18 protein-coding genes and 4 rRNA genes are annotated in these 25,818 nt (G+C 65.7%); 2 read left to right on the top strand and 20 right to left on the bottom strand.

Going from position 1 to position 25,818, the window contains the following annotated elements; translation table 11 throughout:
* Positions 1-288 precede the first annotated feature (288 nt).
* The 14 genes from xerD to tyrS form a co-directional block, all read right to left on the bottom strand.
* A complete protein-coding gene (gene xerD, locus PA27867_RS06090) occupies positions 289-1,206 on the bottom strand; it encodes a site-specific tyrosine recombinase XerD (RefSeq protein WP_236900850.1) in 918 nt (305 codons plus the stop codon).
* Positions 1,203-1,877: an NUDIX domain-containing protein gene (locus PA27867_RS06085; protein WP_066594442.1), complete on the bottom strand. Its 675-nt coding sequence runs from the start codon at positions 1,875-1,877 to the stop codon at positions 1,203-1,205. Before PA27867_RS06085 ends, xerD begins: the two co-directional genes overlap by 4 nt.
* Positions 1,870-3,561, bottom strand: coding sequence for a CTP synthase (locus PA27867_RS06080; RefSeq protein WP_066594440.1), 1,692 nt, complete (start codon positions 3,559-3,561; stop codon positions 1,870-1,872). The genes PA27867_RS06085 and PA27867_RS06080 overlap by 8 nt, the downstream gene beginning before the upstream one ends.
* Before the next feature lie 14 nt (positions 3,562-3,575).
* Complete coding sequence (gene recN / locus PA27867_RS06075) at positions 3,576-5,297, bottom strand: DNA repair protein RecN (protein ID WP_066594438.1); 1,722 nt, start codon at positions 5,295-5,297, stop codon at positions 3,576-3,578.
* A 9-nt stretch (positions 5,298-5,306) separates the two neighbouring features.
* Entirely contained in the window at positions 5,307-6,227 is a 921-nt protein-coding gene (locus PA27867_RS06070) for an NAD kinase (protein WP_066599246.1), read from the bottom strand.
* A gap of 5 nt (positions 6,228-6,232) precedes the next feature.
* The gene (locus PA27867_RS06065; protein ID WP_084020762.1) at positions 6,233-7,174 is read right to left on the bottom strand and encodes a TlyA family RNA methyltransferase; all 942 of its coding nucleotides are present in this window, start codon (positions 7,172-7,174) and stop codon (positions 6,233-6,235) included.
* The gene (locus PA27867_RS06060; protein WP_066594437.1) at positions 7,171-7,437 is read right to left on the bottom strand and encodes a hypothetical protein; all 267 of its coding nucleotides are present in this window, start codon (positions 7,435-7,437) and stop codon (positions 7,171-7,173) included. The genes PA27867_RS06065 and PA27867_RS06060 overlap by 4 nt, the downstream gene beginning before the upstream one ends.
* Before the next feature lie 10 nt (positions 7,438-7,447).
* Positions 7,448-8,473, bottom strand: coding sequence for an HAD-IIA family hydrolase (locus PA27867_RS06055; RefSeq protein ID WP_236900849.1), 1,026 nt, complete (start codon positions 8,471-8,473; stop codon positions 7,448-7,450).
* Complete coding sequence (locus PA27867_RS21175; protein ID WP_236900848.1) at positions 8,466-10,745, bottom strand: primosomal protein; 2,280 nt, start codon at positions 10,743-10,745, stop codon at positions 8,466-8,468. The genes PA27867_RS06055 and PA27867_RS21175 overlap by 8 nt, the downstream gene beginning before the upstream one ends.
* 101 nt (positions 10,746-10,846) lie before the next feature.
* Positions 10,847-10,963, bottom strand: a 5S ribosomal RNA gene (rrf, locus tag PA27867_RS06045).
* A gap of 804 nt (positions 10,964-11,767) precedes the next feature.
* Positions 11,768-11,884: ribosomal RNA gene (gene rrf / locus PA27867_RS06040) — 5S ribosomal RNA — on the bottom strand.
* Positions 11,885-12,009: 125 nt separating this feature from the next.
* Positions 12,010-15,138, bottom strand: a 23S ribosomal RNA gene (locus tag PA27867_RS06035).
* A gap of 467 nt (positions 15,139-15,605) precedes the next feature.
* Positions 15,606-17,126, bottom strand: a 16S ribosomal RNA gene (locus tag PA27867_RS06030).
* The 16S, 23S and 5S rRNA genes sit together here, the layout of an rRNA operon.
* A 561-nt stretch (positions 17,127-17,687) precedes the next feature.
* Positions 17,688-18,989, bottom strand: coding sequence for a tyrosine--tRNA ligase (gene tyrS, locus PA27867_RS06025; RefSeq protein WP_066594436.1), 1,302 nt, complete (start codon positions 18,987-18,989; stop codon positions 17,688-17,690).
* Between the two features lie 141 nt (positions 18,990-19,130).
* Between tyrS and PA27867_RS06020 the strand changes: the two genes are divergently transcribed.
* Both PA27867_RS06020 and PA27867_RS06015 read left to right on the top strand, forming a co-directional pair.
* The gene (locus PA27867_RS06020) at positions 19,131-19,796 is read left to right on the top strand and encodes a hypothetical protein (protein ID WP_066594434.1); all 666 of its coding nucleotides are present in this window, start codon (positions 19,131-19,133) and stop codon (positions 19,794-19,796) included.
* Positions 19,797-19,807: 11 nt separating this feature from the next.
* Positions 19,808-20,437 (top strand): hypothetical protein, encoded by a 630-nt coding sequence (locus PA27867_RS06015; RefSeq protein WP_066594427.1) that lies wholly within the window; start codon positions 19,808-19,810, stop codon positions 20,435-20,437.
* A gap of 88 nt (positions 20,438-20,525) precedes the next feature.
* On the opposite strand, the gene PA27867_RS06010 is transcribed toward PA27867_RS06015, so the two are convergent.
* From PA27867_RS06010 to argF, 6 genes are all read right to left on the bottom strand, one after another.
* Positions 20,526-20,969, bottom strand: a complete 444-nt coding sequence (locus PA27867_RS06010; RefSeq protein WP_066594425.1) for an OsmC family peroxiredoxin — start codon at positions 20,967-20,969, stop codon at positions 20,526-20,528.
* A 59-nt stretch (positions 20,970-21,028) separates the two neighbouring features.
* Positions 21,029-21,469: a MarR family winged helix-turn-helix transcriptional regulator gene (locus PA27867_RS06005; RefSeq protein ID WP_066594424.1), complete on the bottom strand. Its 441-nt coding sequence runs from the start codon at positions 21,467-21,469 to the stop codon at positions 21,029-21,031.
* Between the two features lie 45 nt (positions 21,470-21,514).
* Entirely contained in the window at positions 21,515-22,135 is a 621-nt protein-coding gene (locus PA27867_RS06000; RefSeq protein ID WP_066594423.1) for a DNA-3-methyladenine glycosylase, read from the bottom strand.
* A gap of 28 nt (positions 22,136-22,163) precedes the next feature.
* A complete protein-coding gene (argH, locus tag PA27867_RS05995; protein ID WP_066594422.1) occupies positions 22,164-23,600 on the bottom strand; it encodes an argininosuccinate lyase in 1,437 nt (478 codons plus the stop codon).
* Between the two features lie 8 nt (positions 23,601-23,608).
* Positions 23,609-24,808: an argininosuccinate synthase gene (locus PA27867_RS05990; protein ID WP_066594420.1), complete on the bottom strand. Its 1,200-nt coding sequence runs from the start codon at positions 24,806-24,808 to the stop codon at positions 23,609-23,611.
* 61 nt (positions 24,809-24,869) lie between these two features.
* The gene (gene argF, locus PA27867_RS05985) at positions 24,870-25,799 is read right to left on the bottom strand and encodes an ornithine carbamoyltransferase (protein ID WP_066594418.1); all 930 of its coding nucleotides are present in this window, start codon (positions 25,797-25,799) and stop codon (positions 24,870-24,872) included.
* Between the last annotated feature and the right edge of the window lie 19 nt (positions 25,800-25,818).

Genomic DNA, 25,818 nt, shown 5'->3' with positions numbered 1-25,818 from the left:
CCGGCCTGCAGAACGCACCCACACGACGGTCGAGCCTGTCGAGACCACGCGAGCCGGCCTGCAGAACCCACCCACACGTCGGTCGAGCCTGTCGAGACCCGGTGAGCCGATCTCGAGGCACGTCACGAGGTCTCGACGAGCTCGACCGACGCACGGGACGCGACATGCAGGCACGTCACGGGGTCTCGACAGGCTCGACCGACGCACGGGGCGCAACAGGCGGGCATGTCACGAGGTCTCGACGAGCTCGACCGACGAGGGGGCGCGACATGCGGGCACGTCGCGAGGTCAGCGGGCTCGGGGGTGGGCGGTGGTGTACATGTCGCGGAGGGTGTCGATGGTGACGAGGGTGTAGATCTGGGTGGTGGCCACCGAGGAGTGGCCGAGCAGCTCCTGCACCACGCGCACGTCGGCGCCGCCGGAGAGCAGGTGGGTGGCGAAGGAGTGCCGCAGCGTGTGTGGTGACACCTCGATGCCCAGCTCGGCGCGTTCGGCCGCCGCCTTGATGATCAACCACGCGTTCTGCCGGCTCACCCGGTGCCCGCGCACCCCGAGGAACAGCGCCGGGGTGGCCTTGCCGCGCACCGAGAGCACCGGCCGGGCCCGCACCAGGTACGCGTCGATCGCCGCGCGGGCGAAGCTGCCCACCGGCACGATGCGCTGCTTGTTGCCCTTGCCGGTGAGCCGCACCACGTCTTCCTCGAGCACGTCGTCGACGTTGAGGTTCACCACCTCCGACACCCGCGCTCCGGTGGCATAGAGCAGCTCGAGCAGCGCCTTGTCGCGCAGCTGCGGCAGCTCGTCGCCGTCGGTGGCGGCCAGCAGCTGGTTCACCTGCTCGATCGAGATGGCCTTGGGCAGCCTGAGGCCCAGCTTGGGCGGTTTGGTCTCGTGCGCCACATCGACGTCCACGAGGGATTCCTCGAGCAGGAACCGGTGGAACCCGCGCACGGTGGAGAGGATCCGCGCCACCGACGACGCCGTCAACGGCGACTCGGCGCGCGCGCCCAGGAACTGCACGAACGCGCTCACCTGCGCGGCGGTGACGGCGCCGAGGTCGGTCACACCGGCATCCGTCAGCCAACCGGCGTAGATGACCAGGTCGCGCCGGTACGCGGCGACCGTGTTGGCGCTGAGCCCGCGTTCAATCGAGACATGCCGCAGATACGAGTGCACGGCCTCCTCGACGAACACGGGGCCGGTCACACCGTGTGGTCCCAGTTCGACGGATGCCGCGGCCACGGCAGGTCGGCCGGCGCCAGTGACGACCAGCCGCGTGCGCGGGACGCGGCGGCGGCCAGCACCCCGACGACGAGGGACGGGTTCTGCACCCGGCGGGCGAGCGCGGCGTCGACGGCGTCGTCCAGGGACACCCAGCGGGTGACCATGTCGGCCTCCTCGTCGGTGCGATCGAACGCCTCGTTGGCCGGCGACAGGCCACGGGCCAGGTAGATGCGGATGACCTCGTTGCTGCCGCCCGGAGACGTGTAGAACTCGGTCAGCACGTTCCACTCGGATGCGACGACGTCGGTCTCCTCGGCCAGCTCACGCTGCGCGCCGATGAGGGCATGTTCGCCGTCGATGTCGAGCAGCCCGGCGGGCAGTTCCCACTCCCGCATCCGCACCGGGTGCCGGTACTGCTGAATGAGTAGCACCCGGTCCTGGTCGTCGAGGGCGAGGATCGCCACGGCGCCGGGGTGGTCGACGTACTCGCGCACGATCTCGGCGCCGTTGTAGTCGAACGCGTCCTGGCGGATGTTCCACACGTGGCCGTCGAACTGCACCGCGCTCGAGGTCAGCGCGGTGGGCGCCGGTTCATCCTCGATGCGGGGCAACAGCGCGTCGGCCTCGGCGCGGGCGGAGAGGCTCTCAGGCATCTTCCTTCACCTCGAACAGGCGGCTGGCCTGCTGGCGGTCAAGGGCCGCTCCGATCAGGCCGCGGAACAGCGGGTGGGCGTCGCTCGGGCGTGAGCGCAGCTCGGGGTGCGCCTGGGTACCCACGTAGAACGGGTGCTCGGCGCGGGGCAGCTCCACGTACTCGACGAGGTGGCCGTCGGGCGAGGTGCCGGAGAACCACAGGCCGGCCTCGGCGATCTGGGCGCGGTAGTTGTTGTTCACCTCGTAGCGGTGACGGTGGCGTTCGGATGCCTCGGAGGCACCGTACAATTCGGCGACGAGCGAGCCGTCGGCGAGGGTGGCCGGGTACAGGCCGAGGCGCATGGTGCCGCCCAGGTCGCCGCCGGCGATGATCTCGACCTGCTCTTCCATGGTCGCGATCACCGGGAACTCGGTCTCCGGGTCGAACTCGCTGGAGGAAGCACCCTCGAGGCCGGCCTTGTTGCGGGCGTACTCGATGACCATGCACTGCAGGCCGAGGCACAGGCCGAGCACGGGGATGGCGTTCTCGCGGGCGAACTTGAGGGCGCCGAGCTTGCCCTCGATGCCGCGCACGCCGAAGCCGCCGGGGACGCAGATGCCGTCGAGCTCGCTGAGCATCGCGGCAGCGCCCTCGGGCGTCTCACAAGTGTCGGAGGCGATCCACTCGATCTTCACCTTGGTCTGCTGGGCGAAGCCGCCGGCGCGAAGCGCCTCGGTCACCGAGAGGTAGGCGTCGGGCAGGTCGATGTACTTGCCGACCAGGCCGATGGTGACCTCGTGCTTGGGCTCGCGCACGGCGTCGAGCACGCGCTGCCAAGCGGTCCAGTCCACGTCCTTCACCGGCAGGCCGAGCGCGTCGGTGATGTACTTGTCCAGGCCCTGCTCGTGCAGCACGGCGGGGATCTCGTAGATGCTGGGCACGTCTTTGCAGTTCACGACGGCGTCTTCGTCCACGTCGCACATGAGCGCGATCTTGCGCTTGTTCGACTCGGACACGGGCCGGTCGCTGCGGAGCACGAGCGCGTCCGGCTGAATACCCAGCGAACGCAGCGCGGCCACGGAGTGCTGGGTGGGCTTGGTCTTCTGCTCACCGGAGGCGGCCATGAACGGCACCAGGGAGACGTGCACGAAGAAGACGTTCTTGCGGCCGAGCTCGTGGCGCACCTGACGTGCGGCCTCGATGAACGGCTGCGATTCGATGTCGCCGACGGTGCCGCCGACCTCGGTGATGATCACGTCGGGGCGGGGCTCGTCGCTGGCCTGGAGCCGCATCCGTCGCTTGATCTCGTCGGTGATGTGCGGGATGACCTGCACGGTGTCGCCGAGGTATTCGCCGCGGCGTTCACGGGCGATGACCTGCGAGTAGACCTGACCGGTGGTGACGTTCGCCGCCTGGGTGAGGTTGATGTCGAGGAAGCGCTCGTAGTGGCCGATATCGAGGTCGGTTTCGGAGCCGTCGTCGGTGACGAAGACTTCGCCGTGCTGGAACGGGTTCATCGTTCCAGGATCGACGTTGAGGTAGGGGTCGAGTTTCTGCATCACAACGCGCAGTCCGCGAGCAGTGAGCAGGTTGCCGAGGCTTGCCGCCGTCAGGCCTTTACCCAATGAAGAAACGACACCACCGGTCACAAAAATGTGCTTCGTAATGTCGTTTGATTTGTCCGCGTTTATATTGTTCACCACGGGCTTCGATCCTATCACCTAGTGTGGGCCTCTCCGTTGGAGCTGGTTGAGTGGGCAAGTTCGATGAGCTCGCGCGCGTGCTCGAGGCCGCTGGCGGAGTCGGGCAGTCCGGAGAGCAGACGGGCCATCTCGGCGGCCCGGTCGTCGCCGGTGAGCTGGCGCACACTGCTCGCGGTGACCGAGCCGTTGCTGTCTTTGACGACGCTGAGGTGGTTGCCGGCGAACGCGGCGACCTGGGCGAGGTGGGTGACCACGATCACCTGCGCGGTTTCGGCGAGCCGGGCGAGTCGCCGGCCGATCTCGATGGCGGCCGCCCCGCCCACGCCGGCGTCGACCTCGTCGAAGACGAAGGTGGGCACGGGGTCGGTGGCGTTGATGACGACCTCGATCGCCAGCATCACCCGGGACAGTTCGCCGCCGGATGCGCCGCGCGCCAACGCCCGCGGCTCGGCGCCGGCGTGCGGCTGCAACATGATGCGCACGAGGTCCAGACCGGTCACCGACACCTCGTCGAGCGGGTCGATCTCCACCACCAGGCGGGCGTCGGGCATGGCCAGGGCGGCCAGTTCGCGGGTCACGGCGGTGCCGAGCGCGGTTGCCGCGGTGGTGCGGATGCCCGTGAGGGTATCGGCCAGGCGCTGCACGAGGTCCCGGTCGGCGGTGGTGTCCGCCTGGAGGGTCTCGATGCGGTCGGAGTCGCTGTCGAGCTCAAGCAGGCGGCTGCTGCCGGTGTCGAGGAAGTCGATGGCCTCGTCGAGGCCGCCGGCGAACTTGCGTGACAGGGCGCTCAGCTCGGCACGGCGTTCCTGCACCACCTCGAGCTCCCGGGCGCCGTCGGCGTCGAGGCCGGCGAGGTAGCTGGAGAGTTGCCCGGCAATGTCGGCCACGGCGAACCCGGCGTTGGCGAGGGCCTCGGCCAGCGGCGGCAGGGTGGGGTCGTGTTCGGCGGCGCGTTCGAGCTGCCGGCGGGCGGAGTCAAGCAGGGCGACCACGTCGGGGGTGTCGTCGCTGGAGTCCTCGGCCGAGAGCAGTTCGCGGGACGAGGCGGCGGCGAGGCGCAGTTCCTCGAGGTTGCCGAGCCGTTCGGCGCGGGCGCTGAGCTCGTCGTCCTCGCCGCGTTGCGGGGCGGCCAGTTCGATCTCGGCGATGGCCAGCCGCAGATCCTCGGCTTCGCGGGCGCGGCGGTCCTGTTCGGCGATGAGCAGGTCGAGTTCGGCTTGGTTGGCGTGCCAGCGGTGGTAGGCGTGCTGGAAGGCGGTGAGGGCATCCGCGAGTTCGGCGCCGGCGAACCGGTCGAGCGCGCCGCGTTGGGCGGAGGTGGAGCGCAGGCGTACCTGGTCGGACTGGCCGTGCACCACGACGAGGTCGCTGCCGAGGTCGCCGAGCACGCCGGCGGGGGCACTGCGGCCGCCCACGACGGCGCGGCTGCGTCCCTCCGCCGACACGGAGCGGCTGAGCAGCAGTTCGGGTCCGTCGAGGTCTCCCCCGGCGTCATGCACCCGCTGGGCCACGGCCCCGGCCGGGTCGACCAGCCAGCGGCCCTCCACCCAGCTCTGAGACTGGCCGGCGCGCACGGTGCCGGGGTCGGCACGTTCGCCGAGCAGCAGGCCAAGCGCGGTCACGACCATGGTCTTACCCGCGCCGGTCTCGCCCGTGATGGCCGTGAAGCCGGGGCCGAGTGGCAGGGTGGCTTCTTTGATCACGCCGAGGTCGCGGATGACGAGTTCTTCGATCATGGCCGGGCCTCACTCCCGCCCGACCGGGCCGCGCCAGCCCGTGATCGGCAGATCGAACTTGTTCACGAGCCGGTCGGTGAACGGACCGCTGTGCAGCCGGGCCAGGCGCACCGGCACCGGGGAGCGTCGCACGATCACGCGGGCGCCCGGCGGCAGGTCGTGCACGCGGCGGCCGTCGGCGCAGAGCACGGCCGAGCTGTCACCGCGGGCGAGCACCTCCACGGCCAGTGAGGAGTCCGGCCCCACGACCAGCGGGCGGGCGAACAGGGCGTGCGCGCTGAGCGGCACGAGCAGCAGGGCGTCCAGGCTCGGCCAGACGATGGGGCCGCCGGCGGAGAACGAGTAGGCGGTGGACCCGGTGGGGGTGGAGAGCACCACGCCGTCGCAGCCGAACGCGGAGAGCGGGCGGCCATCGACCTCGATGATGACCTCGATCATCCGTTGCCGGCTGGCCTTCTCCACGGTGGCCTCGTTGAGCGCCCAGGTTTCGTAGACCACCTCGTGGTCCACCTTCACCCGCACCGACAGGGTCATCCGCTCTTCGACGAGGTAGTCGCGCAGCAGCGCGCGGCGCACGGCCTCGCCCAGGTCGTCGCGTTCGCTTTCGGCGAGGAACCCGACGTGGCCCAGGTTGATGCCCAGCAGCGGGGCGGAGCAGCCGCGCACGATCTCGGCGGCCCGCAGGATGGTGCCGTCGCCGCCGAGCACGATGACGAGCTCCAGGTCGGTGGCCTGCACGGTCTCGCCGAGCACGGCGGTGCTGCCGTTCAGTTGCGGGCAGGAGGCGAGCAGGTCGTTGCGCTCCTCGGCGGCCAGCACGGGCACGGCGCCGGCGGCGATGAGCTGCTCGCACACCGTCGCGGCGGCTTCCAACGAATCCTGCCGGCCGGTGTGGGCCACGACGAGGATGTGCCTGGACGTTGCGGTCATGCTCGTCACGCTCCCACCAGGACGGTTATCCGATCGATCCATTCTGTCGGATTGGTGCCGGTTCCGGTTCGCATCCACACGAGATACTCGTGGTTGCCGGCACCGCCGGCGATCGGCGAGGCGATCAGGCCGTTGATGCCCAGGCCGAGATCCCAGCCGGCCCAGAGCACGCCGGAGACGGCGTCGGCGCGCAGGCCCGGGTCGTGCACGACACCCTCACGGATGCCGCCGCGTCCCACTTCGAATTGCGGCTTGATCAGCAGCACGAAGTCGGCGCCCTCGGCGGCGGTGGCGACGAGGGCCGGCAGCACCGTGGTGAGCGAGATGAAGGACAGGTCGCCCACGACGAGGTCGGGTCGGTCGGTGATGCCGGATGCGCCCGCGATGGTCTCCGCGGTGGCGTAGCGCAGGTTGAAGCCCTCCACGAGCGTGACGCGGGGGTCGGCCTTGATGGTGGGCGACAGCTGGCCGTGGCCCACGTCGACGGCGATGACCCGGCCGACGCCGCGTTCGAGCAGCACCTGGCTGAACCCGCCGGTGGAGGCGCCGGCATCCATCGCGGTGCGGTCGGCGACGGGAAGTTCGAAGGCGTCGAGGGCGGCGACGAGTTTGTGCGCCCCGCGGCTGACGTAGTGGTCGGTGGGCGCGACGGCGATCACCTGGCTGTCGCGCACCTTCGCGGACGCCTTGACGACGGGGCTGCCGTCCACGGTCACCAGTCCCTCGGCGATGAGCCGGGCGGCGACGGTGCGTGAGCGCACCAAGCCGCGGTCGGACAGCGCCGAATCCAGGCGCTGCTCCCCCGTGGACGCCACCGGCTCGGCGACGGGCGCCGGGGTGTGGACGGGCACGCTGGTCGGCTGGGGTGCCGGCCGCTGCGGTGCCGGAGTCTGCTCGGAGTCGGTCCCCAGGTCGGGGTCTGGCGCGGTCGGGTTGTGCGTAGTCATTCGGCCTTCGATCGGGGCACGTCTCCACCTTCGAGGTGGTCGCGCAGACTGTCGTGCAGCTCGGAATAGGCCGCGGCCCGCTCCGCGAGTGGCAGCGCCTCGACGGCCGCGAGGCGGGCGTCGAGTTGGCCGTTCAGAACGGGCGGGGCCGGTACGTCGGCGGTGGGGCCGGGGGCCGGAGCAGACGGCGCGGGGCGCGGCCCCGGGCGGCCCGGGGTCGGTCCGGCCGGCGGTCGTGCCTGGTCTACTCCGTCTGCACTCACGCCTCCTAGGCTACCGTCCGAGATAGAGACTCTCCGGAACGTTGAGCCCGTAGATCGGTCGGCCGGACGCCCAGATCACGGCGCACGCCGCGCGCAGCAGGTTGATTCCGTCGTCGCCGACGGCCATGATCTCCACGTCGGCACCGTGGATGCGCACGGATGCGCCGTCGACGGTGGCCTGGGATTTGTCCTTGGAGAACACGGTCACCGGGTAGGGCTCATGCAGTTGGCGCAGGTCCTCGAGGATGAACGTGGGGCGTTCCTCCGGGCCGGCGGCCAGGGCCTGCTTGGCCTTGTCGATGCCCGTGAGCACCAGCACGGCCGGGATGCCGGCCCGGTTGGCACCGAGGATGTCGGTGTCGAGCCGGTCGCCGATGAACAGTGGCGTGGTGGCCTCGAAGCGCTTAATGGCCTCGAAGAAGATCGGCGTCTCGGGCTTGCCGGCCACGAGGGGCAGGCGTCCGACGGCGGTGTGCACCGCGGACACCAGGGTGCCGTTGCCCGGAGCGATGCCGCGGGCCTGCGGAATGGTCCAGTCGGTGTTCGTGGCGATCCACGGGATGCCCGCATAGTCACCATCGGGGGTGACGCCGGCGTTCAGCGCGAAGCAGGCCTCGGCCAGCTGGGTCCAGCCCACGTCGGGCGCGAACCCCTGCACCACGGCGGCCGGGGAATCCTCGGCGGACCGGGTCACCTCGAAGCCGTGCTTCTGCAGTTCGTCGACGAGCCCGTCGCCGCCCACGACCAGGATGCGGGAACCGGCCGGCACCTGCTCCACGAGCAGCCGCATGGCCGCCTGGGGCGAGGTGACGACGTCGGACGGGGCCACTGTGAGACCGAGGTCGGTGAGGTGGCCGGCGACGGACGCATCCGTGCGTGAGGCGTTGTTGGTGATGTACCCGACCCGGATGCTCTCGGCGGCCCGGTTGAGGCTGTCGACGGCGAACGGGATGGCGTGGGGTCCGGCGTAGACCACGCCGTCCAGGTCGGCCAGCACCACGTCGATGCCGGCCAGGGGCGTGGCCGGCTCAGTCAACGGGCGTCGTTTCAGGATCTTCGTCCACGCCCTCGGCGTGGTTGGTCGCTGACTCGGACTCGTCGGTTGATTCGTCATCGGGTGAAGCAATGTCCTCGGTGTCGGTGATGGTGATGTCGGCGGTCTCGAGCTCGTCGGGAGTGTCGGCGTTGTCGGCCTCGTCCTCGTCGGACTCGTCGTCGGTGTCGTCCTCGTCCTCGTCGAACTCTTCGTCGTCGAGTTCGACGATCTCGATGGTCTCGTCGACGTCGCCGTTGAGCGCGGCGTCGGCGCGGGAAGCGCGTTCGTTCCAGAGGTCGGCTTCGTCGGTGCGGCCGAGTTCTTCGAGCACCTCGGCGTAGGCGGCGAACAGCTCGGAGCTGTAGGAGAACGCCGTCTTGGGGTCGAGCTGGGCGATCTCGAGCTCGCTCAGCGCGGCCTCGGCTTCACCCAGGTCGAGGCGGGCGCCCGACATCGCGATGGCCAGGGCCACCTGCACGCCGGCCGGCAGCGTGCTGCGGTCGACGGACCGGCCGAGCTCGAGGGCGCGGTCGGGGCGGCCGACGCCGCGTTCGCTGTCCACCATCAGGGGCAGCTGGGCGTTGGAGCCCGAGATACGGCGGTAGGTGCGGAGCTCCCGCAGGGCCAGGGCGAAGTCGCCGGTGGCGTAGGCGGTGATGGCGAGGCTCTCGCGCACCACGGCGATGCGGCCGGCGCGACGGGCGGCGCTCATCACGTGGCGGTGGGCCAGCTCGGGGTCTTCGTCGATCACGCGGGCGGCCATGGCCAGGTGGCGACCCACGGCTTCGGCGTTGTCCTTGGTGAGGGTCTTCAGCTCGTTGCGCGCGATGCGGTCGAGGTCGTCGGCCGTGATGTCGTCGGGCAGCTCCGGGTCGTCGTGACGGGGACGCACCGAACGGAGCTCGCGCTGCATGCGCTGCTCTTCGGTCATCTCCTCTTCCACGACGCGGGCGTCGCGGTCGTTGCGAGCGGGAGCGCCGTCGCGGGTCCACAGCTTCTTACCGGCGTCGCGGGGCGCGCCGGCGCGAGTCGGTGAACCGCCCCGGGCGCTGTCCTTCAGCCACGGCTTGTTCTCGGTGTCGCGCTGCGGGCGGTCGGAGTTGCCTTTGTATGCGGGGCGGTCGCTGTTGCCCTTGTACGCGGGACGGTCGCCATCGCGCTGGGGACGGTCAGAGGTGCCCTTGTATGCCGGACGATCGCTGTCGCCCTTGTACGCGGGACGGTCACCGTCACGCTGGGGACGGTCGCTGTTGCCCTTGTACGCGGGACGGTCACCGTCACGCTGGGGACGGTCGCTGTTGCCCTTGTAGGCAGGACGATCGGAGTTGTACGCCGGACGGTCGCCGTCGCGCTGGGGGCGATCGGAGTTGCCCTTGTACGCCGGGCGATCCGTGTTGCCCCGGTACGGAGGACGGTCGCCGTCGCGCTGCGGGCGATCGGAGTTGCCCTTGTATGCGGGACGGTCCGAGTTGTACGCCGGACGATCGGAATTGCCGCGGTAGGGAGGACGCTCGCCGTCACGCTGCGGGCGATCAGAGTTGCCCTTGTACGCCGGGCGGTCCGAGTTGTAGGCCGGACGGTCGGAGTTGCCCCGGTACGGCGCGCGCTCCCCGCCCTGGGGACGGTCAGAGTTGCCGCGGTACGGAGGACGATCGCCATCACGTGCCGGACGGTCGGAGTTGCCGCGGTACGGAGGACGATCGCCATCGCGCGCCGGGCGGTCGCTGTTGTATGCCGGACGGTCTGAATTGCCGCGGTACGGCGCACGCTCGCCACCCTGAGGGCGGTCGGAGTTGCCACGGTACGGAGGACGGTCGCCGTCACGCTGCGGACGGTCAGAGTTGCCCTTGTACGCCGGCCGGTCGGAGTTGCCTCGGTACGGAGGACGATCGCCATCGCGCGCCGGGCGGTCGCTGTTGTATGCCGGACGGTCTGAATTGCCGCGGTACGGCGCACGCTCGCCACCCTGAGGGCGGTCGGAGTTGCCCCGGTACGGTGCGCGCTCCCCGCCCTGCGAGCGATCGGAGTTGCCACGGTACGGAGCACGATCGCCATCGCGGGCCGGGCGGTCAGAGTTGCCGCGGTACGGAGGACGTTCTCCGTCGCGCTGCGGACGGTCATTGCCGGAGCCGGCGTTGCCCTTGTACGGCGTTCGTGCGCCGTCTTGGCGAGGCCGGTCGGAGCCTCCGCGACCTCCCTGGTAACCGCCGGTTCGACGGTCGCCGCTTCCGTTATCGCGTGCGTCGTTCCCGTTGCGTTCCGTGGGGGTCACTGTTTATCTCCTGTAGGTGTGGCTTACGTACCGGACTGCATCTCCAGCGTACGTTAACGCAAAATGGCCACCCGAATGGGTGGCCATTTTGACTAAGTTAAGTCCGGCGGTGTCCTACTCTCCCACAGGGTCCCCCCTGCAGTACCATCGGCGCAAAGAGTCTTAGCTTCCGGGTTCGGAATGTGACCGGGCGTTTCCCTCTTGCTATGGCCGCCGAAACAAGGTGCGATGCCCCGGCACCAGGTGCCGGCCATCAAGTCGTTTCGAACCATCAAGCTTCGATCCCTCAATCCTACAGGACAACGGCCCTCACCGCCTCCCCCGCGATCGGTCAGCGAGGCCCCAAGAACGCGCCCGCTCCGGTGCTTTCCTCACAGGTCGCGGATGTCTGCGAAACGCATCCGATCGCTGGTCGAGCTTGTCGAGACCCGGGTGACGGGACGGGTGTGGTGCGGTTCTAAGGTCGGCTCGCGGGGTCTCGACAGGCTCGACCACCGTGTGGTGCGGCATCCGGACCAGGTCGCGGATGTCTGTGGAACGCATCCGATCGTTGGTCGAGCTTGTCGAGACCTGGTGACTCGACCTACGGGACGCACCCGCCTCGGTGGTCGAGCTTGTCGAGACCCGGTGACTCGACCTACGGGACGCATACGATCGCTGGTCGAGCTTGTCGAGACCCGGGTCCGGGACGGGTGTGGTGCGGTTCGGAGGTCGGCTCGCGGGGTCTCGACAGGCTCGACCGACGTATGGTGCGGAATCCGGGACACGGTCGCGGATGTCTGTGGGACGCACCCGCCTCGGTGGTCGAGCTTGTCGAGACCTGGGTCCGGGACGGGTGTGGTGCGGTTCGGAGGTCGGGTCGCGGGGTCTCGACAGGCTCGACCGACGTGGGGTGCGGAATCCGGGACACGGTCGCGGAGGGGAATGTCGCGGAGGGGAACGGTGTGGGGGGGAACGGTGTGGGGTTAAACGCAAAATGGCCACCCCGCGTGGGGTGGCCATTGTGTGTGTTTCTAAGTTAAGTCCGGCGGTGTCCTACTCTCCCACAGGGTCCCCCCTGCAGTACCATCGGCGCAAAGAGTCTTAGCTTCCGGGTTCGGAATGTGACCGGGCGTTTCCCTCTTGCTATAGCCGCCGAAACACCTGGTGATGGTGAATCGAATCTATATTTTTAGTTATAGAACACTCCTGGTGGAGTGTGTTTGTTCTCGACCGTACATCGAGAACCACATAGTGGACGCATAGCAGCTTATTCAAACTGAGTGTTATCAAATTATCGGCTTATTAGTACCGGTCAGCTCCAAGAGTCTTTAGTCCTCTCTTCCACATCCGGCCTATCAACGCAGTAGTCTAGCTGCGAGCCTCTCCCCCTAAGGGATGGAAATCTCATCTCGAAGCCGGCTTCCCGCTTAGATGCTTTCAGCGGTTATCCGTTCCGAACGTAGCTAATCAGCGGTGCTCCTGGCGGAACAACTGACACACCAGAGGTTCGTCCATCCCGGTCCTCTCGTACTAGGGATAGATCTTCTCAAATTTCCTGCGCGCGCAGCGGATAGGGACCGAACTGTCTCACGACGTTCTAAACCCAGCTCGCGTACCGCTTTAATGGGCGAACAGCCCAACCCTTGGGACCTACTCCAGCCCCAGGATGCGACGAGCCGACATCGAGGTGCCAAACCATGCCGTCGATATGGACTCTTGGGCAAGATCAGCCTGTTATCCCCGAGGTACCTTTTATCCGTTGAGCGACAGCGCTTCCACAAGCCACTGCCGGATCACTAGTCCCGACTTTCGTCCCTGCTCGACTTGTCAGTCTCACAGTCAAGCTCCCTTGTGCACTTACACTCGACACCTGATTGCCAACCAGGTTGAGGGAACCTTTGGGCGCCTCCGTTACTTTTTAGGAGGCAACCGCCCCAGTTAAACTACCCACCAGGCACTGTCCCTGAACCGGATCACGGTTCGAAGTTAGGTATCCAATATGACCAGAGTGGTATTTCAACGATGACTCCACCTGAACTAGCGTCCAAGCTTCAAAGTCTCCCACCTATCCTACACAAGCCACACCGAACACCAATACCAAGCTGTAGTAAAGGTCACGGGGTCTTTCCGTCCTGCTGCGCGTAACGAGCATCTTTACTCGTAATGCAATTTCGCCGAGTTCGCGGTTGAGACAGCTGGGAAGTCGTTACGCCATTCGTGCAGGTCGGAACTTACCCGACAAGGAATTTCGCTACCTTAGGATGGTTATAGTTACCACCGCCGTTTACTGGGGCTTAAATTCTCAGCTTCGCCTTACGGCTAACCGTTCCTCTTAACCTTCCAGCACCGGGCAGGCGTCAGTCCGTATACATCGTCTTGCGACTTGGCACGGACCTGTGTTTTTAGTAAACAGTCGCTTCCCACTGGTCTCTGCGGCCTTCGAACGCTCCAGGAGTAAATCCCTTCACGCCTCAGGCCCCCCTTCTCCCGAAGTTACGGGGGCATTTTGCCGAGTTCCTTAACCACGATTCTCTCGATCTCCTTAGTATTCTCTACCTGATCACCTGAGTCGGTTTGGGGTACGGGTGACTAAAACCTCGCGTCGATGCTTTTCTTGGCAGCATAGGATCACTGATTTCACCCTTACGGGCTACCCATCGGGTCTCAGCCTTATATGAGAGACGGATTTGCCTATCTCTCGGCCTACATCCTTAGACCGGGACAACCATCGCCCGGCTCAGCTACCTTCCTGCGTCACACCTGTTAATACGCTAACCGCACCAGCATAGGGTCGCACGCTAGGCCTCACGCTTCACCCCGAAGGGATCCATCTAGAGGATTCAGATGCTTAGCATTACTGGATTAGCTTGGACGGTTTTTCATCAGTACGGGAATATAAACCCGTTGTCCATCGACTACGCCTGTCGGCCTCGCCTTAGGTCCCGACTTACCCAGGGCGGATTAGCCTGGCCCTGGAAACCTTGATCTTTCGGAGGACGGGTTTCTCACCCGTCTTTCGCTACTCATGCCTGCATTCTCACTCGTGTAGCCTCCACGGCTGGTTTACACCGCCGCTTCGCTGGCCACACGACGCTCTCCTACCCATCAACACGGCTGAACCAACACCACAAGGGTGCGGCTTACCAAAAATATCAATGCCACAACTTCGGTGGCGTGCTTGAGCCCCGTTACATTGTCGGCGCGGAATCACTTGACCAGTGAGCTATTACGCACTCTTTCAAGGGTGGCTGCTTCTAAGCCAACCTCCTGGTTGTCTATGCAACTCCACATCCTTTCCCACTTAGCACGCGCTTTGGGACCTTAGATGGTGGTCTGGGTTGTTTCCCTCTCGACGATGAAGCTTATCCCCCACCGTCTCACTGCTGCGCTCTCACTTACCGGCATTCGGAGTTTGGCTAACGTCAGTAACCTTTTAGGGCCCATCGGCTATCCAGTAGCTCTACCTCCGGCAAGAAACACGCAACGCTGCACCTAAATGCATTTCGGAGAGAACCAGCTATCACGAAGTTTGATTGGCCTTTCACCCCTATCCACAGCTCATCCCCTCCATTTTCAACTGAAGTGGGTTCGGTCCTCCACGACGTCTTACCGTCGCTTCAACCTGGCCATGGATAGATCACTTCGCTTCGGGTCTAGGACATGCGACTGAATCGCCCTATTCAGACTCGCTTTCGCTACGCATTCCCCTCTCGGGTTAAGCTCGCCACATATCACTAACTCGCAGGCTCATTCTTCAAAAGGCACGCTGTCACACCAACAAAGGGTGCTCCAACGGTTTGTAAGCAAACGGTTTCAGGTACTATTTCACTCCCCTCCCGGGGTACTTTTCACCTTTCCCTCACGGTACTTGTTCACTATCGGTCATGTAGGAGTATTTAGGCTTATCAGGTGGTCCTGACAGATTCACACGGGATTTCTCGGGCCCCGTGCTACTTGGGATACTCTTCGGGCGATTGCTGCATTTCGACTACGGGGTTCGCACCCTCTATGACCAGGCTTTCAATCCTGTTCGTCTATACAACGTTCTAACCCTCACTGTTCGGCAGAAGCAGCAGAAAAGTCCCGCAACCCCGACCATGCAACGCCTGCCGGCTATCACACATGATCGGTTTAGCCTCTTCCGGGTTCGCTCGCCACTACTAACGGAATCACTATTGTTTTCTCTTCCTGTGGGTACTGAGATGTTTCACTTCCCCACGTTCCCTCTACCCGCCCTATATATTCAGGCGGGAGTCACCAGGTCACCTTGCGGGCCTGGCGGGGTTTCCCCATTCGGACATCCTCGGATCACAGTTCGTTTATCAACTCCCCGAGGCTTATCGCAGATTACTACGTCCTTCTTCGGCTCTACATGCCAAGGCATTCACCGTTTGCTCTTAGAAATTTGAAATCACATGAGTTTGAATCGATTAAGTGTCACGAACAAAGTTCGTGACCGAAATTGACCAATGATCACACACTTCGAAAAGTGTGTTGATCTTTGTAATTTGACCCCGAAGGGTTCAAATTTAAGATGCTCGCGTCCACTGTGTAGTTCTCAAAGTACGGGCGGTACCCCTTACGACCAGCGGCTCTCTTACGAAAGCTCGACTGCTGACCGAAAAAGGTCCAGAGGAAAAGTTCACGACCCACCGAAGTGACTCGTGTTCCGGTCCCTCAGGACCCAACAGCGTGCATATGTGTTCGTTCCTCAGACCCGGTTTTCCAACCCCCGAAGGAGCGTACTTACCGGAACTGGATCAGTTCCACATCAATGTCAATGTTCCACCCATGAGCGCCATCGAAGAACATTCGTCTTCGTATGACTTGGCACCTTGAATCTCCCTGTATACAGAGGAGAGGTGCTGTGCTCCTTAGAAAGGAGGTGATCCAGCCGCACCTTCCGGTACGGCTACCTTGTTACGACTTAGTCCTAATCACCGATCCCACCTTCGACAGCTCCATCCCTTGCGGGTTTGGCCACTGGCTTCGGGTGTTACCGACTTTCATGACTTGACGGGCGGTGTGTACAAGGCCCGGGAACGTATTCACCGCAGCGTTGCTGATCTGCGATTACTAGCGACTCCGACTTCATGAGGTCGAGTTGCAGACCTCAATCCGAACTGAGACCGGCTTTTTGGGATTCGCTCCACCTTGCGGTATTGCAGCCCTTTGTACCGGCCATTGTAGCATGCGTGAAGCCCAAGACATAAGGGGCATGATGATTTGACGTCATCCCCACCTTCCTCCGAGTTGACCCCGGCAGTATCCCATGAGTTCCCACCATTACGTGCTGGCAACATAGGACGAGGGTTGCGCTCGTTGCGGGACTTAACCCAACATCTCACGACACGAGCTGACGACAACCATGCACCACCTGTATAGAGACCTTGCGGGGCGACTGTTTCCAGACGTTTCCTCTATATGTCAAGCCTTGGTAAGGTTCTTCGCGTTGCATCGAATTAATCCGCATGCTCCGCCGCTTGTGCGGGCCCCCGTCAATTCCTTTGAGTTTTAGCCTTGCGGCCGTACTCCCCAGGCGGGGAACTTAATGCGTTAGCTGCGACACGGAGACCGTGGAATGGTCCCCACATCTAGTTCCCAACGTTTACGGCATGGACTACCAGGGTATCTAATCCTGTTCGCTCCCCATGCTTTCGCTCCTCAGCGTCAGTTACGGCCCAGAGATCTGCCTTCGCCATTGGTGTTCCTCCTGATATCTGCGCATTCCACCGCTACACCAGGAATTCCAATCTCCCCTACCGCACTCTAGTCTGCCCGTACCCACTGCAGGCCCGAGGTTGAGCCTCGGGTTTTCACAGCAGACGCGACAAACCGCCTACGAGCTCTTTACGCCCAATAATTCCGGACAACGCTTGCACCCTACGTATTACCGCGGCTGCTGGCACGTAGTTAGCCGGTGCTTTTTCTGCAGGTACCGTCACTTTCGCTTCTTCCCTACTAAAAGAGGTTTACAACCCGAAGGCCGTCGTCCCTCACGCGGCGTTGCTGCATCAGGCTTGCGCCCATTGTGCAATATTCCCCACTGCTGCCTCCCGTAGGAGTCTGGGCCGTGTCTCAGTCCCAGTGTGGCCGGTCACCCTCTCAGGCCGGCTACCCGTCGTCGCCTTGGTGAGCCATTACCTCACCAACTAGCTGATAGGCCGCGAGTCCATCCCAAACCGAAATTCTTTCCAACTCCTAGCCATGCGGCTGAAGCTCGTATCCGGTATTAGACACCGTTTCCAGTGCTTATCCCAGAGTTTGGGGCAGGTTACTCACGTGTTACTCACCCGTTCGCCACTGATCCAAGGAGCAAGCTCCTCTTCACCGTTCGACTTGCATGTGTTAAGCACGCCGCCAGCGTTCGTCCTGAGCCAGGATCAAACTCTCCGTAAATGTTTAATAGCCTCACCACCGAAGTGATGGGCACATCTAGTGCTGAAAGCCACCGGAATAGGCGAACAATCAGCAAGTTTGAAACTGACAGAACAAATCATTACTGACTTGCTTTGTTGTTTAAATGTTTTCCAAAGGAATCTCTTGGCCCTTCACCGCTAGAAACGGATCCAAACCACGAGGTTTTTGGCATTTGACATTGTGCACGCTGTTGAGTTCTCAAGGATCGGACGCACCCAGCCGCCGGCCATATTGACCTTTGCACTGAGGCACTTCGATGTAATTCTATTTTCGTGTCGTTACGATCTACTCCAGAATTGGAGTGAATCAAACGCCATCAAGCACGGTAGTTCGAATGAATTCGCTGCCGTTACTTGGAAGTGGTCCCGCTTGAGGCCGGGAAGCTCTTCGGCTTTCCGCACCTGTGGGGTGACAAGAGATGACATTACGCGGGTTCCCAGAGCCCCGCAATCCCGGGAGCATCCCGGGCGTGTCGCAAATCGACATCCACCCGCAATGCCCGCGTAACCTCCCGGTCACATAGCGGCTCGGGCCCCGGGACTACTCGACAAAAACGCCGGCGAGGGTCTTCTTGCCGCGTCGGAGCACAGCCACTCCCCCGGCGAGAACGGACCCCTCGACCGTGGCCGCCTCATCCGTCACCTTGACGTTGTTGAGGTAGACGCCGCCCTGGCCAATGGCCCGGCGCGCTTCGCCGAGACTCTTAGTGAGTCCGGTGTCCACCAGCAGCTGCATCACCTGTGCGTTCGGCAAGGTCGTGGTGTTGGGCAGCGCCCGCAGCGCCGCTTCAAGGGTCGCCGGGTCGAGATCGGCGAGCTCACCCTGACCGAACAGGGCCTGGGTGGCCTGGATGGCGGCATCCGTTGCGGTCACCCCGTGCACAAGACTCGTGACCTCGAAAGCCAGCGTGCGCTGCGCCTCGCGCTTGAACGGTTCGGTGGCCACCGCCTCCGCGAGCGCCTCGATCTGGGCGCGGCTGAGGAACGTGAAGACCTTGAGCCGGTCGATCACGTCGGCGTCGTCGGTGTTGAGCCAGAACTGGTACATGGCGTAGGGGCTCGTGAGAGCCGGGTCCAGCCAGACCGCGTTGCCCTCGCTCTTGCCGAACTTGGTGCCGTCGGTGTTGGTGATCAGCGGGGTGCCAATGGCGTGCACGCTCGTACCCTCGGCACGGTGGATGAGGTCGGTGCCGCTAGTCAGGTTGCCCCACTGGTCACTCCCCCCGGTTTGCAACACGCAGCCGTAGCTGCGGTACAGCTCGAGGAAGTCCATCCCCTGCAGCACCTGGTAGCTGAACTCGGTGTAGCTGATGCCCGCGTCGGAGTTGAGCCGGGCGCTCACGGCATCCTTCTTGAGCATGGTGCCCACCCGGTAGTACTTGCCGATGTCGCGCAGGAAGTCGATGGCGGACAGCGGCGCCGTCCAGTCCAGGTTGTTCACGAGGGTCACGGCGTTGTCGCCCTCGGCACTGAGGAACCGGGTGACCTGCGCCTGCAGGTAACCGACCCACTCGTTGACGACCTCAGGGGTGTTCAGCGTGCGCTCGGCAGTGGGCCGCGGGTCGCCGATGAGTCCGGTGGATCCGCCGACGAGGCCGAGCGGGTGGTGCCCGGCGAGCTGCAGCCGGCGCATGAGCAGCAGCTGCACGAGGTTACCCAGGTGCAGACTCGCCGCGGTGGGGTCGAATCCGCAGTAGTAGGTGATCGGTGCCCCGGTGAGCAGAGTGCGCAGGGCCTCCTGGTCGGTGGAGACCTGCACGAGGCCGCGCCAGGTGATTTCCTCCCAGACGTCGTCGAAGGTGGGATCGTTGGCTTGCTGGGCAAGGATGCTGGGGTCTGACACGAAGCCAGATTACCAGCGCGGCTGTGCTCTCCCGCGTGGCGACGCCAGGAACATCAGGGCGGAATCAAGCCGTGAGGCTGAATTGGACTGGATTAATCCCTGAACCTTGATTAAGCTCCATTTAGGACGGAGACTTAACCCATGTTTGTGATTACCGCAGATCAAATCGACAGCCGCCACGACCGGGACCGCGCCACCGAGATGATCGCCGAGCTCGTGGGCCGGCACGCGGCGGCCTTCACGCTGCCGCCCGATCAGACCTCCGGCGACGAGATCCAGCTGCTCGTTCCCATCGCCGCGGACGCCTTCACCGTGCTGCTCGACCTGCACCGCACCGGGTTCTGGAGCATCGGCGTGGGTATCGGCCGGATCCGCACCCCGCTCCCCGCCACCACCCGGCAGGCGACGGGCGACGCATTCATCGCGGCGCGGGCAGCGGTCACCCGGGCCAAGCGCTCCGAGGCACGGTTCGCACTGGAGACCCCGGCGGTCGCAACAGCCGATGCCACTCCCTCCGGCCCGACAGCCCAGGCCGACGGGGACTCCCCCGACACGTCGACCACCGCGGAGGTGGAGGCGCTCGTGTCGATGCTGCTCCTGCTACGCCAGCGCCGCACCGCCGAGGGGTGGGAGGCCGTGGACCTGCTCGAGAGCGGTCTGGCGCAGACCGCCATTGCCCGCGAGCTCGGCATCTCCACCGCCGCGGTCAGCCAGCGCGTCAAGAGCGCCCAGTGGAAGGTCGAGCGCGCCGCGCATCCGGCACTCGTTAGGCTGCTACAGAACCTCGACCGCGACACCAGCGAATAGGAATCGACCGCATGAACATCCTGGACTCCTTCTCCGTCGTGCTCTACCTCTACTGGGTGCTGCTGCTTCTGGTGACCATGGCGTCGCTGATCCTGGCGATTCTCGCCTTCCGGCTTGGCAAGCAGCCCTTTGCCATCGCCTCCGCGGCAGCCCTGGCTGCCGCGCTCCTACTGGCCGCCATTCCCGTGGGCGCCGCACCGGTGGCGTTCGGCGTGGTCATCGGCCTCGCCGGACTGCTTCTCGCCGTCATCGGCGGCGGCCCGGCCGCGGTGCTCGCCCTGCAGTTGGCCACGAAGAACTCGGTGGCCCCGGGCAGCCACGGCGGCATCCTGGTGGGCACGGATGCGCCGGCCCCGGCCGCCGCCGACACCGAGGCCTCCGCCGCGGCGACTCCCCCGGCCCCGGTGCACGAGGTGCTGCGCGGCGGCCTCACGATCGGTGTCCTCGAGCGGCTCGCCGTGGCCGGCGCCATCCTGGCCGGCTTCCCCGAGGCCCTCGCCGTGGTCGTGGCCATCAAGGGTGTCGGTCGGTTCACCGAGCTCGCCTCGTCCGAGGCCCGGGAACGGTTCATCATCGGCACCTTCGCGAGCCTCATCTGGGCATGTGCCTGCGCCATTCTGGTCAGCCTCGCCCAGGTCTGATCCCTGCCGGTCCCAAACCGGCACCCGCACAAAGACAGCCCGGTCGGCAGGATGATCCTGCCGGCCGGGCCGTGTGCTGTGCGAATGCCTACGCTTCGAGCGCCGCATCCAGCGTGATGTCGACGCCGGTGAGCGCCTTGCTGACCGGGCAGTTCAGCTTGGCGGCGTTCGCGGCGGCGAGGAAGGTCTCGCTGTCCATACCGGTGACCTCGCCGCGAACGGTGAGGTGGATGCCGGTGAGGCGGAAGCCGCCCGCCGGGTCGGCGCCCAGGGTGACGTCGGCTGCCACGTCGAGGGCCTCGATGGTGATGTCGCCGGCTGCCGCCAGCTCTGCGGAGAGCTGCATGGAGTAGCAGGCGGAGTGCGCGGCGGCGAGCAGCTCTTCGGGGCTCGTGAAGCCGTTCGCGCTGTCGGCGCTGCGCTTGGGGAACGAGACGTCGTAGGTGCCGAGTCCTGAGCTGGTCAGCTCGACCTGGCCCTCTCCGGCTTCGAGGGTTCCGGTCCAGCCGGTGCGCGCGGTACGAGTGGGCATAGGTAATTCCGTTCTGTTGTGGTGGGACTGGCCAGACGGGCTGGCCGGGACGGGAAGGTTCAGGTGAGCGCGCGGACGCGCTGGGCGAGGGCCGCAATCTGGCCCTGCAGTTCCATGAGTTCGGCCTCCGGAAGTCCGGTGGCCGCGCAGATCTGCTCGGTGATGTGCGGCGCCTGGCTGCGCATCGCATCGCCGGCGGGGGTGAGGGCCACCTCGACGACCCGCTCGTCGCGCTCGGAACGCCCGCGCACGACCAGACCGAGGGCCTCGAGCCGCTTCAGCAGCGGGGACAGGGTGCCGGAGTCCAGTTCCAGGCGCTCCCCCAGCCGACTGACCGTGCTGGTGCCGGACTCCCAGAGCACCAGCATGACGAGGTACTGCGGGTAGGTGATGCCCAGCGGCGCGAGCAGGGTGCGGTAACGGCCGGTGAGCGACCGCGACGCCGAGTACAGCGCAAAGCAGATCTGCTGCTCGGGCGGAAGGATCTGCGGGGTGGCCATGACCCCCACCGTAGCAGAGTTTTGCACGATTGTGTTGTGTGCAACTTAAATAGCGGAGTCCCGAGTCGCGGCTTCCAGGCTCAGGCGGGCATGCCGGCGGTAGGCCGAGACGGTCGGCTCGTCCGGGATCCAGAACCGCCAGGAGTACTCAGTTCCGCCGCCGGCCCCGGCCACGCCCGTGCGTGGCCCCGTACGTGCCACGACCGGCGCCTCGGGCAGGGTGAGCTCGAACGGCTCGGCGAAGAGGTCGGCGCCGTCCTGGTCGAGACGGATGCCGAGGGCCCGGGTCAGCCGCGCCGGCCCGCGGGCCAGGTCCCGGTCGGTCACCGTGGGGCCGCGCCGGGTGCGGGCGTCGGCCGCTCCCGCCACGATCTCGCCGGCCCGCAACAGAACGGCGGATGCCTCCCCCTCCGGTGAGCAGACGATGTTCGCGCAGACGTGCATGCCGTAACTGAAATACGCGTAGAGGTGCCCGGGTGCGCCGAACATGGTGGCGTTGCGAGCGGTGCGGCGCCGGAAGGCGTGCGAGCCCGGGTCGCTGTCGGCGAGGTAGGCCTCCACCTCGGTGATCCGCAGCAGGGTGCTGCCGTGGCGCAGCAGCCCGCCGAGCAGCAGCGGGGCGACGCCGACCGCGTCCTGGGTGAACAGGTCACGGTCGACGGTCATCCGCTGACTTCGGGTGAGGGCGCGGTTCTCAGCGCTCGAGGGCGGTGGCCAGCGAGTGCACGCGGGCCACGAGGGCCGCGCGCTGTTCGGCCACCCGCACTGGGGCGGTTCCGGCCTGGCCGTCGCGCCGGGTGACGGACCCCTGGATGGTGAGCACCTCGCGTACCTCGGGGACCAGGTGCGGGGAGATCTCAGCGAGACCGGCGTCGTCGATCTCGTGCAGGTCGAGGCCCCGGGCCTCGGCCACCTTCACCAGGGTGCCGGTGATCTCGTGCGCGTCCCGGAAACTGACATGCCGTTTGACCAGCCACTCCGCGACATCCGTGGCGAGCGAGAAGCCCTGCGGCGCCAGTTCGGCCATTCGGTCGGTGTGGAAGGTGATGGTGGCGATCATGCCTGTGAACGCCGGCAGCAGGATCTCGAGGGTTTCGATCGAGTCGAAGACCGGTTCCTTGTCTTCCTGCAGGTCGCGGTTGTACGCCAACGGGAGCCCCTTGAGGGTGGTGAGCAGCCCGGTGAGGTTGCCGATCAGGCGCCCGGACTTGCCGCGCGCGAGCTCGGCGATGTCGGGGTTCTTCTTCTGCGGCATGATCGACGAGCCCGTGGAGTAGGAGTCGTCGAGGGTGACGAACCCGAACTCGCGGGTGTTCCAGAGAATGATCTCCTCGGCCAGGCGGGACAGGTCGATGCCGATCTGCGCCGTGATGTAGGCGAATTCAGCCACGAGGTCGCGGCTGGCGGTGCCGTCGATGGAGTTCTCCACGACGGCGCCGAAGCCCAGCTCGGTGGCGATCATGCCGGCGTCCAGGCCCAGGGTGTTGCCGGCGAGGGCGCCGGAACCGTACGGCGAGAAGTCGGACCGCTTGTTCCAGTCGGCGAAGCGGTCCAGGTCGCGCACCAGCGGCCAGCAGTGCGCGAAGAGGTGGTGTGCCAGCAGCACCGGCTGGGCGTGCTGCAGGTGGGTGCGGCCGGGCATGATCGCGGTCTCGTTGGCCTCGGCCTGCGCCGCGAGGGCGTCGATGAGGTCCACCAGGAGCCGCGCGATGACGGCGGCGTGGTCGCGCAGCAGCATCCGCACCAGGGTGGCCACCTGGTCGTTGCGGCTGCGGCCGGCGCGGAGCTTGCCGCCGAGCTCGGTGCCGACGATGTCGATGAGCCCGCGCTCGAGCGCCGAGTGCACGTCTTCGTCGGTCGCGGCCGGCTGGAACAGCCCGTCGGTGACGGCCTCATCGAGGGTGTCCAGGCCGGCGAGCATGCCGGCCAGTTCATCCTCGGTGAGGTAGCCGGCGGCGGCCAGGGCACGTGCGTGGGCGCGCGACCCGCGGATGTCGTACCCGGCCAGCTGCCAGTCGAAATGGGTTGATTTGCTCAGGCGCGCCAGTTCCGGCGACGGTCCGCCGGCGAAGCGGCCGCCCCACAGGGCGCCCGCCTCGCCCGCACGGTTCACACTCTTGTCGCCGGTCATACCGTGACCTACTTCGCGGCCTGGTCGCGGCGAGCCGCGATCTTGCTGGGCAGGCTCCACAGTTCGATGAAGCCCTTAGCCATGGACTGGTCGAAGGAGTCGCCCGTGTCGTAGGTGGCCAGGTCGAAGTCGTACAGGCTCTGCTTGCTCTGCCGGCCGGTGACGACGGCGGTGCCGGCGTGCAGCTTGAGGCGGATATCGCCGGAGACGTACTTCTGGGTGTCCTCGATGAAGGCGTCCAGCGACTTCTTCAGGCCGGAGAACCAGAGGCCGTCGTAGACCAGTTCGCTCCACTTGGCTTCGACGCCGCGCTTGTAGCGGGCGACGTCGCGCTCGACGGTGACGTTCTCGAGCTCTTCGTGCGCGGTGATCAGGGCGATACCGGCCGGGGACTCGTAGACCTCGCGGCTCTTGATGCCCACGAGGCGGTCCTCGACGATGTCGATGCGGCCGACACCCTGGTCGCCGGCGAGCTTGTTCAGCAGCACAACGGCCTCGAGCGGGGTGACCGGCTTGCCGTCCACGGCCACGGGCACGCCCTGGTCGAAGGTGATGATGATCTCGGTGGCTTCGCGCGGGATCGACGGGTCCTGCGTGTAGGTGTAGAGGTCCTCGATCGGAGCGTTCCACGGGTCTTCGAGGAATCCGGTCTCGACGGCGCGACCCCAGACGTTCTGGTCGATGGAGTACGGGCTCTTCTTCGACTGCGCGATCGGCAGGTTGTGCACCGCGGCGTATTCGATGGCTTTGTCGCGGGTGAGGGCGAAGTCGCGCACCGGGGCGAGGGAGGTGAGCTCGGGGGCCAGCGCCGTGACGGCGGCTTCGAAGCGCACCTGGTCGTTGCCCTTGCCGGTGCAGCCGTGCGCGACGCTGTCTGCGCCGAGGGCGCGGGCGGTGGCGGCGAGGTGCTTGGCGATCAGCGGGCGGCTGATCGCGGAGACCAGCGGGTAACGCTTCTGGTACAGCGCGTTGGCCTTGAGTGCCGGAACGATGTAGTCGTTGGCGAACTCGTCCTTGGCGTCGATGACGATGGATTCCACCGCGCCGCAGTCAAGCGCGCGCTGACGGATGACATCCATGTCCTCGCCCTCTTGTCCGACGTCGACGGCCAGGGCCACGACCTCCTTGCCGGTGGCGTCCTTCAGCCAACCGATGCCTACCGAGGTGTCGAGGCCACCCGAATATGCCAGTACAACCCGCTCAGCCATGGTTCTCCTTCATAAAGTGTTCGTGATTCAAGTTTATTGGTGGTGCGTGTGGGTGCTGCGGTTATCGTGCGTTGCGCGCGAGCAGCCAGACCAGCAGTGCCTTCTGCGCGTGCAGGCGGTTTTCCGCCTCATCCCAGATGATGCTCTGCGGGCCGTCGATGACGTCCGCGGTCACTTCGTAGCCGCGGTCGGCGGGCAGGCAGTGCATGAAGTGCGCGTCGGCCTTGGCCAGGCCCATCAGGTCGGCGTCGACACGGTAGCCGCCGAGCGAGCCGAGCCGGGTGGCCTTCTCTTCTTCCTTGCCCATCGACACCCAGGTGTCGGTGATGACCACGTCGACGCCGGTCACGGCCTCGGCCGGGTCGGTGTACAGGGTCACGGAGCCACCGGTCTGCGCGGCGATGGCTTCGGCGTCGGCGACAACCTGCGCGGCGGGCGTGTACCCGGCCGGCGAGGCGATGCGCACGTGCATGCCCGCCGTCGCGCCGGCGAGCAGGTAGGACTGCGCCATGTTGCAGGCGCCGTCGCCGAGGAAGGTGAGGGTCTGTCCGGCGAGGTCGCCGCGGTGCTCACGGATGGTGAGCAGGTCGGCGAGCAGCTGGCAGGGGTGAAAATCGTCGGAGAGCGCGTTGACGACGGGAACCGTGGTGCCCAGCGCCATTTCCTCGAGTCCGGCCTGACCGTAGGTGCGCCACACGATGGCGGCGACCTGGCGTTCGAGCACCCGGGCCGTGTCCGCGGCGGTTTCCTTGCCGCCCAGCTGGCTGCTCGCGGTGCTGATGATCAGCGGGCTGCCGCCGAGGTCGGCGATGCCGACCGCGAACGAGACGCGGGTGCGGGTGGAGGACTTGTCGAAGATCACGGCGACGGTTTTCGGTCCGGCCAGGGGCTGGACCGCGAATCGGTCTCGCTTCAGTTCCAGGGCCAGATCGAGGATCTCGGCCTGTTCGGCCGGTGAGATGTCGTCGTCGCGCAGGAAATGGCGGGTCACGGGGTCACTTTCGCTGGAT

This window comes from Cryobacterium arcticum, assembly GCF_001679725.1.
GTDB classification, from domain to species: Bacteria; Actinomycetota; Actinomycetes; order Actinomycetales; family Microbacteriaceae; genus Cryobacterium; species Cryobacterium arcticum_A.
Note: the sequence above shows the minus strand (reverse complement) of the source record. Positions and strands in the feature narration are given on the sequence as shown.